Below are 9962 nucleotides of genomic sequence, written 5' to 3'. Positions count from 1 at the left end.
TCATAAGCTGGCTTTCGACTTGATACGACAAACGAGTCATTCGCTCGTTAATTTCGAAAGCGTCAATGGCTGAAAGTTTGCAACGGAACCTTCCGAAGATTTCTCGCTGCCTGCGCGGGCTCAGGGCCTTTTCTGGTTTAGCAGCTAGTGCAAGACGCCTGACCGCAGCAATCGTAGACCGAGGTGTCCACACACTATCGGGGCCACCGCAATTGCTCATTGCGAATATGAGGTCGGAGTGAGGGGCCAAACATCACCCTTCAGTCTAATCGCTGCTTGGTGTGGTTTAGACTGAGGATGTCGCGCCTGCTGTAATGTCCGGCCGGGTCCAGTTTCATGTGCGCAGCAACGACTTTGTCGACCTCAATATCTGCATAAAGCGTCTTTTCTTCGCCGACGACCGGACCTGCGATCAATTGTCCGCCGGGCGCGGCAATCATGCTGCCACCGTCGTTGATAATGTCACGACCATCCGTAACGTATTTCCGAAGGGCAAAGCTGTTTGGAATATCGCTGCTTCGCAGAAGACCTGAGACAGAGACGACATAGATGCGGCCCTCCATCGCAATGAACTGAGTGATGTGGTCTGTTACGTCCAGATCTCCGGGCCATGTCGCAATATGCAGTTGCTCACCCTGCTGGTACAGCGCTTGGCGGGCCAGGGGTTGCCAGTTTTCGTAGCAATTCAAACCGCCGACCCTGACACCTTTCCAGTCCTGAACTGCCAAACCATGACCATCGCCATCCGCCCACAAGAGGCGTTCGTGGAAGGTGGGCTTGAGCTTGCGATGAACATTTACAACCCCTTTGTCGGGGTGGATCGTTACCAACGTCGCATAGACCGAACCGCCGGACCCTGAACGCTCGATGATACCGGTCATGACTGCCACACCCAGTGCGGAGGCTTCGGCGCAGATCGCAGCAATTTCCGGCCCGTCCGTCGCGATGGCTGATTTCAAATAGGCGACATGGCCGATCTTCAACAACTCGTCGTTATGCGCCACGGCTTTTGCCCGCAGCCAGACGGGGTAGCCCGAAATGAAGACCTCGGGGAAGACAACCAACTCTGCCCCATGTGCTGCGGCGTCCCGCAGCAAAGCGATCAGCTTGTCCGTACTGGCCTGGGGATCGAGAAAAACCGGAGCGGCCTGAACAGCGGCTACTTTCATTGGAACGTGTCCTGCAATTGAGCGCGTGTAACCCGGGCCTGATCAGATCAGGCCCGGGTAAGAGTGTCAAACCGGCTGCTTAGCCCGGGTTTGCGGGTGCCGTATCCATATCGTCGGTGACCGGCCCCCACGGCTGTGCAGAATCGCACCAGATCTGGATTGTCGGCTTCACCCATGAGCTGTCATTCAACGTACCAGCCTTGACGGCCGCGAGATTGCCGAAGGCGGGCATTTCCGTCGATAACGGCGATCCGCAATTGCCGCAGAAATTGCGCGTTACCGGTTGCCCAGACGCACCGTTGACGACAAATTGCTTGCGGCTACCGCCCTCAAACGCGATCGAGGCCGTCGGCACCAGAACATTGGTGGAATAGGCCGATCCACTTTGACGCTGGCAGTCGGGGCAATGGCAGACAACCATCATGGCAGGTTCATCGGCGCTTGAACTATAGGTGACCTGTCCGCACAGGCAGCTTCCTTCGATCTTTGGCATTGGGTTCTCCTTGCTGGTGGTTGGTTTTGTTATCGGGATGGCTCTGGGGCGGACATCAGATGGTCAGCCGACTGGTTGAACAGGGTTACGTTCTGTTCGGCAGAGGTCTTGCCAGAGAATTGGGCATCCTTGTGAAGATTGATTGCATCGCGGACAGCGGGACGTGTTTTGATGCGTTGCCGCCAGGCCGTTACGTTCGGGAAAGCCTCCAGCGAAACGCTCAGGGGTTTTGCGATGAACGCCCAGGGAAAGCACATCATATCTACGATCGTGTAGCGCCCGAACATATAGTCGCGCCCGTCCAGCCAGTTCTCCATCACCGCAAGGGTACGTTCAAATTCGCCTTTGTAGCGGTTCAGCGAATAGGGCTGATCTTCCGGCGCGTAGTTCACGAAATGGCTTAGCTGTCCGCCCATGGGACCCTGATTTGCAGCCTGCCAGAATAACCATTCGTTGAACGCGACGCGTTCTCTGGCGGTCTGTGGTCCGAACTGCCCGCTGCGGTCGGCCAAGTATGACAGGATTGCGCCGCTTTCGAACACGGTCAAAGGGCCGCCCTCGGCGTCATGATCCTTGATAGCGGGCATTCTGGCGTTTGGGCTGATGGCGCGGAACTCGGGCGTGAACTGATCGCCGGCGCGCAGGTTCATCGGGATAGTGCGATGATCCAGTCCCGTTTCCGCCAGCATAATCGCCACTTTCCAGCCGTTCGGCGTAGGGGCGTAATAGAAATCAATCATGATGCATCCGCCAAATTGCCCGCCCGCAGGCTGGCACGTATGTCGTCGCTATGCTCGCCCAGTTCCGGGGCAGGGCGCAGATCGGTTGCCGGAGTTCCATGAAAGACTGCCGCCGACCGCGCCTGCCGCAAGCGGCCCGCCGTCGGGTGATCGTATTCGACGCAGGTGCCGTTGGCCTGAAGCTGGGGATGCTGGCGCATCTCGCGGCGGGTCAGAACCGGGGCGCAGGGCACGCCTGCGTCTTCCAATGCTGCAAGCAGCGTATCGCGGTCGACCTCGCGGACAATTTCCTGGGTCAATTCAAGGCGCGCATCGCGGTTGATATCGCGCAGTTCAGTTGTCTTGAATCGCTCATCATCCAGTATGTCGGGACGGCCCGTCGCGTGGGCCAGCGCCTCCCAATGTTTGTTCTGCATGATCGAGATGCTGAGATACCCGCCTTTGACCTCGTAGATCAGATCGTGGAAGGACTGGCTTTCCTCTTTTTCCATCTCGTCGCCGACGAAGGTGTGGCCGTTCATATCCGAGGCCCACAGGAAGGCCGCAACGGTGTCCAGCATCGACAGGGTCACCTTTTGCCCCTTGCCCGTGCGTTCACGCGCGAGCAGGGCGGCGGTCACGGCCTGGCTGGCCTGAACGGCCGTCAGCTTGTCGGGTAGGATCGTGCGCACCAGACGCGGGCGCTCCTCGTCCGAGCCGGCCTGAACCGTGGTCAGTGCCGACAATGCCTGAATCAGCGGGTCATAGACCGGTTTATTGGCAAGCGGCCCGTCGAACCCGAACCCGGAAATCGACATATAGACCAGCCGGGGGTTGAGCGCGCTCAGAACATCGTAGCTCAGACCCAGGCGATCGACGACACCCGGGCGAAAATTCTGGATGAAGACATCGGCCTCTGCCACGAGCGCTTTGATCATCTCGATGTCGTCGGGGTTCTTAAGATCCGCCACAACAGACCGCTTGTTTCTGTTGTTGTTGAGGTATGACGCAGAATGCCCGCCCCGGCGCGTCGCTACATGACGGGTGAAATCGCCATCTGCGCGCTCGATCTTTATGACATCCGCGCCCTGATCGGCCAGTATCATGGTGCACATAGGCCCCGAGACGACGGCGGTCAGGTCAATAACGCGAATGCCCGAAAGCGGACCGTTTCGTTGAATGTCGCTGTGCTGGACCATAGCCAAACTCCTGCAGTTCTTGAGTTGAGCCTAAAATCCAGAGGTCGGGGTGAAAAATGCAAAAACCTCAGCAGGAGATGAAAAAAATTCAACCCTTCTGAGTCAAGAGCCAGTCATGGAACCGTTTGACATCGGACCGCATAGAGGCGCTGGCCCGGGCAACAAAATAGCCAATATTGTCGGCGTCCGGCACATCAAAGGGGGCTACCAGTATACCCGCAGACAGCAGCGGATCGACCAACGGTCTGCGGCCAAGGGCAATGCCCAGCCCGTCTTGTGCAGCCTGAATCGTCAATTCATATGTTTCGAGGCTATAGCGCTGGCTGGTTTCCGGTGGTTCATAACCCCGTGCCTTACACCAGGCGTCCCATTCCGCGTCGACGGTTGAATTGGCAAGAAGCCGTTGTGTCTTTAGAACTTCGGGCAGGGGCGTTTCTTTGAGTTCATCCGCCAGCTTGTGCGACATCACAGGTACAATCTGTTCTCGCAATAACGGTGTGGTAATGGCGTGGTCCCACCCGCCGGCACCTCGTCTGATGGCCAGATCGATGTTCTCGCGTTCCAGATCGACCACCCGGGTTGTGGTCACCAAATTGACCTCGAGGTCAGGATGACTTCGCTCCAGATCCGCCAGTCTTGGCAAAAGCCACCCGGCAGCAAAGGACGGGGTCAGCGTCAGGGATATTCGCTTTCGTCCGGGCATGGAACGGATGGCTTCGGTGGCGCGCAAGATCTCGGACATCGGGCCTTTGATGCGATCGAAAAACTGGCTTCCATCAGCGGTCAGATACAACCGCCCTTTGCGGTTCTCGATCAGTCTTACGCCCAATTCAGCCTCAAGGGATTTAACTTGGTGGCTGATGGACGAGGCCGAAACGTTCAAGCGTTCAGCAGCTTTGACGGCGCTGCCCGTTAGCGCGACCTCATAGAACGATTTCAACCCTCCGAAGGGTGGAAAACGGTCATGCTTGCCGGGGTGTTTTGGTTCTGACATGGCTGAAGGTTAGCGCGAAGACATAAGATTGGAAGCCCAGCAGAGAGCATATGTTCGAGGGGCCGTACCAGCCGATGCGTGGACCAAATCCTGCAAGACGTGGATTGCCCGCTGCGTAAGCCACCGGATTAACACATTGCTGTATAGGAACTTTCAGGCTTCCTTCAGGTCAGCGCGGTGCAATGTCCCAAGTTCGTTCAAGACGGCGGCACCGGTTTTAATACCGTCCAGAAACCTCACCACTTCCAGATTCTCGTTTGGGGCGTGGTTGGCTTCATCTGCGTTTGCATACGGAATGACAAAAGCGTCTTTTCCCAGGATCTTGGTAAAGACATAATCGGGAAGGGACCCGCCAACGGTCGGATAAATTAGCGGCTCCATGCCGCGCGCGGCGATGATCGCATCCCGTAGGGGTTTTGCGTAAGGGCTGTCCAGAGGTGTTTTTGAAGGCAACATGCCATTGTGCCGAACAACTTCAACAGTCGGCGCGTGTTGCGCGACGTGGGCTTCGATCCGTTCGAAGACGTAATCAGGGGTCAGCGGCTCAACCAGCCGCACGTCGCATTTTGCGATGGCTTCGTTCGGCAGCACAGTTTTACTGCCCGGCCCACCATAGCCGCCATGCAACCCGTTGATCGTCAGCGTCGGGTGGAACATCAGCCGATCCCAATAGGGCCGGTCGCTGGGGCCGTCCATCTGGTCGAGCTTCAGGTCCTCCATCACGGCCAGTTCATCATCCGGCAAACGCGCCACCGCATCGCGTTCGAGGTTGGTGGGCGGGATCACCGGTTCGGTCAGGCCTTCGACGGTGATATTGCCCTCGGAGTCTTTCATTGTGGCCAGCAGTTGCACCAGCGTCCAGATCGCGTTGGGCACCACGCCTCCGTAATTGCCTGAATGCACATCGCGGGCGGCCCCTTTGGCAACCAGATCAAAAGAGGCGACACCACGCACGCCGAACGTGATCACCGGCGCGCCGCTTTCATGCAGTGGACCATCCGACGTGACCACAAGATCGGCCTGCAGGCGATCCGCATTTTCACGCACGAAATCGGCGATATGAGGGGAGCCGATCTCTTCCTCGCCTTCCAGCAGAAAGATGATGTTGCAGGGCAGCGTGCCATTGACGGCAAGGTGGGTTTCAATCGCCAGTAGTTGCGCGAAATGCTGGCCTTTATTATCTCCGATCCCGCGGGCCCAGATGCGGCCGTCCCTGAGCGTGGGTTCAAAGGGTGGGCTGATCCATTGGTCCAGCGGATCGGGTGGCTGCACGTCATAATGGCCATACAGCAGGACAGTGGGCTTATCAGGGTCAACCGTGGCATGACCCAGCACAAAAGGGTGGCCCGGTGTTTCAACCAGTCCGGCGTCAAAGCCCAGCTCGGTCAGATGCCCGACCAGCATATTCGCCACCTCGCGTATGCCAATGTCATGGGCCGAGATGGACGGGTGGCGCACATATTCCATGACCCGCGCGACGAAACTATCGGCATGGGCGTCGATGTGATCGAACAGAGCTTGCATCAGGCGGGGTCCTTGGTCAGCAGCACCGCGCCCGAGGCATGGACTGAAGCTGTCCAGCCGGGTGCGATGAGGGTGGTCGTATCCAGTTGTGTCAGGATGGCCGGGCCGTGGATCGTGGTTTCCGCCCCAAGCGCGGCGCGGTCATAGACCGGCGTTTCAGCGATGCCGCCGGGCCAGTGTACCTTTTGCATTTGCAGCGCATCTGGCAGATCGGCTTTTGCCAGTGAAGGGCTGTTGACCGGGTCGGTTCGGCCAACAGCTTCGATCCGCAATGTGACCAGTTCAATCGGTGCGTCCAGAACAAACCCGTACAACGATGTGTGCGCGGCGCGGAAGCGGGCTTCGGTCTCTTCGGGGCTGTCAGCCCAGTCGACCGCGATTTCGCCGCCTTGCCCGTGAAACCGCAACAGCGCGCGGGCGTTCAGGGCGCGCTGATCGGGGGCGATGCCTTCGTGATCCATCCAGGCGGTGGCGTCCTGGGTCAGGTCTGTCACGATACTGTCGCCCTGGGATTGGTTGATCGCGCCGGGTGTGGGCAGGGTGCGGGTGAATTCGGCCTTCATATCGGCTGCCAGCAGCCCGGCGGCACAGAGTAGGCCGGGCGCTGCGGGGATCATCACCTGACTGATGCCGAGCAGTTCCGCCAGCGCGCAGCCATGCAGGGGGCCTGCGCCGCCAAATGGGACCAGAGTGAAATCGCGCGGATCGTGCCCCCGCTCGACCGAGACGGTGCGCACCGCCCCGACCATGTTGTTGTTCATGATGGCCAGAATGCCCTGCGCTGCCGCCTCGGGCGTCAGGTCGAGCGGGCGCGCGACATTGTTGGTCACGGCGGCTTGGGCTGCATTGAGGTCCAGCGACATGGACCCGCCCAGCAGGGCCTGCGGCAGGTTGCCCAGGGCGACATGGGCATCGGTCACGGTCGCCTCGGTCCCGCCATGCCCATATGCGGCGGGTCCGGGTCGCGCGCCCGCCGAATTGGGCCCGACCGACAGCGTGTTGTTCGCCACAGCCGCAATCGACCCGCCGCCCGCGCCGATTGTCACCATGTCCACCATCGGCAGCGACAGGGGCCATTCGCCCACCTTACCTTGCTGCGTCAGGTTGATCTCTCCATCCCGGATCAGGCAGATGTCAGCGGATGTGCCGCCGATATCCACGGTGATGATGTCCTTGATCCCACACGCCGCCGCCGCATCAACCGCGCCCACCACGCCAGCGGCAGGGCCGGACAGCGCGGTCAAAGCTGGCGCGGTGCGGATCGCGCCGGTCCCTGCCACACCGCCATTGGATTGCATCAGCAACAGGGGAGAGATGGCTTCGGCCTCAGTCAGTCGATTTTCCAGTCGTGAGATATAGGTCGACACCCCCGGCATCACATTTGCATTCAGCACCGTCGCCAGCGAGCGTTCGAATTCGCGCACCACGGGTAGGACATCCGTGGAACAGGTGATGGCGACATCCGGAAGCGCCGCGCGCAACAGCTCGGCCACGCGTTTTTCGTGGGCGGGATTGGCATAGGCGTGCAACAGGCAGACGGCGACGGCCTCGACCTGCTGCCTGCGCAGACGGTCCGCCAGTGCGGTCACGCTGGCTTCGTCCAGCTGTTCGATCACATGCCCGCCTGTGCCGATCCGCTCATCGACCTCATGAATGCGGTCTGCCGGAACGGGCCGTGCCGGTTTGACCCAGGTGAACAGGTTGGCGTGGCGCGGTATGTCCTGGCGTCCGATCTCAAGCACATGGCGGAACCCGCGGGTTGTTACAAGGGCAGTGCGTGCGCCCTTGCCTTCGAGGATCATGTTGGTGGCAACCGTCGTGCCGTGCAGAACGCGCGACAGGTCGGCTGCGTCAATACCCGCATCTTTCAACACCATGTTCACGCCGGTCATAAACGCCTGCGACGGATCGCTGGGTACCGAGGCGGTCTTGGCCCGCCACACCGCGCCCGAACTGCGGTCGAGCAGAGAGATATCCGTGAAGGTCCCGCCGATATCGACGGCCACGGCATAGGACGGGTCAAAGGACATATCAGACGAGGGCATCGACATACTCCTGTCGGTAAAAGCGGCGGGTTTCCGGGCGGGTGGCGCGCAGGGCCTGAGTGGCCTGCACGTCCAGCGCGTCGCCTGCGACCGCCACGCCGTATTCCGCGCGGGCGGCTTGCGCGGTAACAAACCCGCTCAGCACATCCTGCAGCACGGTTTCTGCGGGTCGGTCGAACGGGTGACCATAGCCCCCGCCGCCGCCGGTTTCGATCCGCAGGATGTCGCCGCGTTTGAGCATGTTGCCGTCCGACAGCGGATCAAGCCGCACCTCTTGCGGCGTGCCTGGGTTCACGATGGCGATGCCATGGCGACCGGACTTGCCGCCGTGAATGCCCCATGGCGGGTTCTGGACGCTGTCGATACGGATCGCGACCATGGTTTCTTCGGCCAGAATTTCGTATTCACGCACGATGCCGCACCCGCCGCGATACCGACCGGCGCCGCCGGAATCCGCGACAATCCCATAGCTGCGCATGGTCACGGGATAGCCCGCTTCCAGAAACTCGACCGGATAGTTTTCCTGCGCCACGAAATAGACCGCATCAATACCGTCCGCCGTAGAGCGCGCGCCGTAGCCAACGCCGATCCCGTCTGCCAGCAGGTAGGGCTCCAACGTTCCGGCCTCGGTCCGGAATTTGCCGCGCATGATATTGACAACATAGGCCGAATTCGCCGCGGGAGCCTCGCCGCCCCCTGCGTTCAGCAGGCCGCACATGGCCGAAATCATCCGCATCGCGGTCAGGCCGCGCAGGCCCAGCGGGGCAGGGTATTCCGGTTGCAGAAAACTGCCCTTGCGAAACAGCACCTCGTCCAGTGCATTGGGCCCGCCCGCATTGCAGACCTGACTGGGATCGCCCCCCAGATAGAACAGGCCCAGTGCCATGCCGGGCACGCCCTTGTTCATCAGATAATTGATCGGGCCGGGGGCCTGATCGTCGGTATCGCGGGCGTCGAAGGTAAAGTGGTCGTCACCGTCTGGGCCTTTCGCGCGGGTCAGTGAGAAACGCATATGAAACGGGCCGTTGCCGTGCCCATCGGTGTCAATCGCATCGGTGAAGGAATAGGTGCCGTAGTCGAAGGTCTCGGCCATCTTGTCCCGCACCAGATTACGGGTGCGTTCCAGCAACTGCGCCAACGCGTCTTCGGTCACATCCGGCCCGAACCTATCGAGGATTTCGCCCACCCGGCGCACGCCAAGCTCGACACTCGCCATGAGCGCGCGCATGTCGCCTTCGCTTTGCTCGGGATAGCGGGAATTGCGGTGGAAGATGTCCAGCACGGCCTGATTGACCTGACCAGCCTCGATCATCTTGGTGACCGGGATCATCACGCCTTCCTGAAAGATGTCCGTTGCATCCGGGCTGATCGACCCGGGGCGCAAGCCGCCGATATCGGCGAAATGGGCCCAGCTCATCACGAAGGCGCAGACGCGGCCCTCGCGAAACACAGGGGCCAGCAGGACCTGATCGTTGGAATGGGAAATCGCGCCGTATGAGCCGTAGCAGTCATTGTACCAATAGACATCACCGTCCTGCATCGTCTCGATAGGAAACTTTTCCAGCACGGGACGGGTCATGTCGCCAAAGATCGGCACCATCGACCCCACGGCCATCGTGCCGTTGCCGTCGAACAGCGCCGTATAGAAATCTTTCTTTTCGCGGATGAAGGCCGAGATGGCCGTGCGCTCGATCAGCGCCTCCATCTCGGATTGCGCAGCTGCAATGGCCCCGCGGATGATTTCGAGCGAGACCGGATCGCACAGGGCGGATTGGCTGAGCCGTGATGGCTTGTTCATGGTCGTCTCCCTTCTGATAAG

At 60.2% G+C, this 9962-nt stretch carries 8 protein-coding genes; all 8 read right to left on the bottom strand.

All coding sequences use genetic code 11. From position 1 onward, the window contains the following. Positions 1 to 260: 260 nt before the first annotated feature. Entirely contained in the window at positions 261 to 1169 is a 909-nt protein-coding gene (locus ACR0FG_RS20045; protein ID WP_480895061.1) for a carbon-nitrogen hydrolase family protein, read from the bottom strand. A 79-nt stretch (positions 1170 to 1248) separates the two neighbouring features. Further along, a complete protein-coding gene (locus ACR0FG_RS20040) occupies positions 1249 to 1662 on the bottom strand; it encodes a GFA family protein (RefSeq protein ID WP_480733665.1) in 414 nt (137 codons plus the stop codon). Between the two features lie 29 nt (positions 1663 to 1691). Then, on the bottom strand, positions 1692 to 2402 hold the full coding sequence (locus ACR0FG_RS20035; protein ID WP_480895059.1) for a glutathione S-transferase family protein: 711 nt from the start codon (positions 2400 to 2402) through the stop codon (positions 1692 to 1694). Continuing rightward, positions 2399 to 3580: a CaiB/BaiF CoA transferase family protein gene (locus ACR0FG_RS20030; protein WP_480895057.1), complete on the bottom strand. Its 1182-nt coding sequence runs from the start codon at positions 3578 to 3580 to the stop codon at positions 2399 to 2401. The genes ACR0FG_RS20035 and ACR0FG_RS20030 overlap by 4 nt, the downstream gene beginning before the upstream one ends. 88 nt (positions 3581 to 3668) lie before the next feature. Beyond that, positions 3669 to 4574, bottom strand: a complete 906-nt coding sequence (locus ACR0FG_RS20025; RefSeq protein ID WP_480895055.1) for a LysR substrate-binding domain-containing protein — start codon at positions 4572 to 4574, stop codon at positions 3669 to 3671. Positions 4575 to 4727: 153 nt separating this feature from the next. Continuing rightward, a complete protein-coding gene (locus tag ACR0FG_RS20020; protein WP_480895053.1) occupies positions 4728 to 6098 on the bottom strand; it encodes a M20/M25/M40 family metallo-hydrolase in 1371 nt (456 codons plus the stop codon). Next, complete coding sequence (locus ACR0FG_RS20015) at positions 6098 to 8143, bottom strand: hydantoinase/oxoprolinase family protein (protein ID WP_480895051.1); 2046 nt, start codon at positions 8141 to 8143, stop codon at positions 6098 to 6100. The genes ACR0FG_RS20020 and ACR0FG_RS20015 overlap by 1 nt, the downstream gene beginning before the upstream one ends. Next, the gene (locus ACR0FG_RS20010) at positions 8130 to 9941 is read right to left on the bottom strand and encodes a hydantoinase B/oxoprolinase family protein (protein WP_480895049.1); all 1812 of its coding nucleotides are present in this window, start codon (positions 9939 to 9941) and stop codon (positions 8130 to 8132) included. Before ACR0FG_RS20010 ends, ACR0FG_RS20015 begins: the two co-directional genes overlap by 14 nt. Positions 9942 to 9962 lie beyond the last annotated feature (21 nt).

The sequence above is a fragment of the Ruegeria sp. E1 genome (assembly GCF_056534225.1).
The sequence above is the reverse complement of the archived record's forward strand: the minus strand, read 5'-3'. Positions and strand labels throughout refer to the sequence as shown.

What these genes read in the sequence shown, in the direction of transcription:
- ACR0FG_RS20020 (WP_480895053.1), bottom strand. Translation starts at nt 6,098, where the DNA reads ATGCAAGCTCTGTTCGATCACATCGACGCCCATGCCGATAGTTTCGTC.
- ACR0FG_RS20040 (WP_480733665.1), bottom strand. Translation starts at nt 1,662, where the DNA reads ATGCCAAAGATCGAAGGAAGCTGCCTGTGCGGACAGGTCACCTATAGT.
- ACR0FG_RS20010 (WP_480895049.1), bottom strand. Translation starts at nt 9,941, where the DNA reads ATGAACAAGCCATCACGGCTCAGCCAATCCGCCCTGTGCGATCCGGTC.
- ACR0FG_RS20025 (WP_480895055.1), bottom strand. Translation starts at nt 4,574, where the DNA reads ATGTCAGAACCAAAACACCCCGGCAAGCATGACCGTTTTCCACCCTTC.
- ACR0FG_RS20015 (WP_480895051.1), bottom strand. Translation starts at nt 8,143, where the DNA reads ATGCCCTCGTCTGATATGTCCTTTGACCCGTCCTATGCCGTGGCCGTC.
- ACR0FG_RS20045 (WP_480895061.1), bottom strand. Translation starts at nt 1,169, where the DNA reads ATGAAAGTAGCCGCTGTTCAGGCCGCTCCGGTTTTTCTCGATCCCCAG.
- ACR0FG_RS20030 (WP_480895057.1), bottom strand. Translation starts at nt 3,580, where the DNA reads ATGGTCCAGCACAGCGACATTCAACGAAACGGTCCGCTTTCGGGCATT.
- ACR0FG_RS20035 (WP_480895059.1), bottom strand. Translation starts at nt 2,402, where the DNA reads ATGATTGATTTCTATTACGCCCCTACGCCGAACGGCTGGAAAGTGGCG.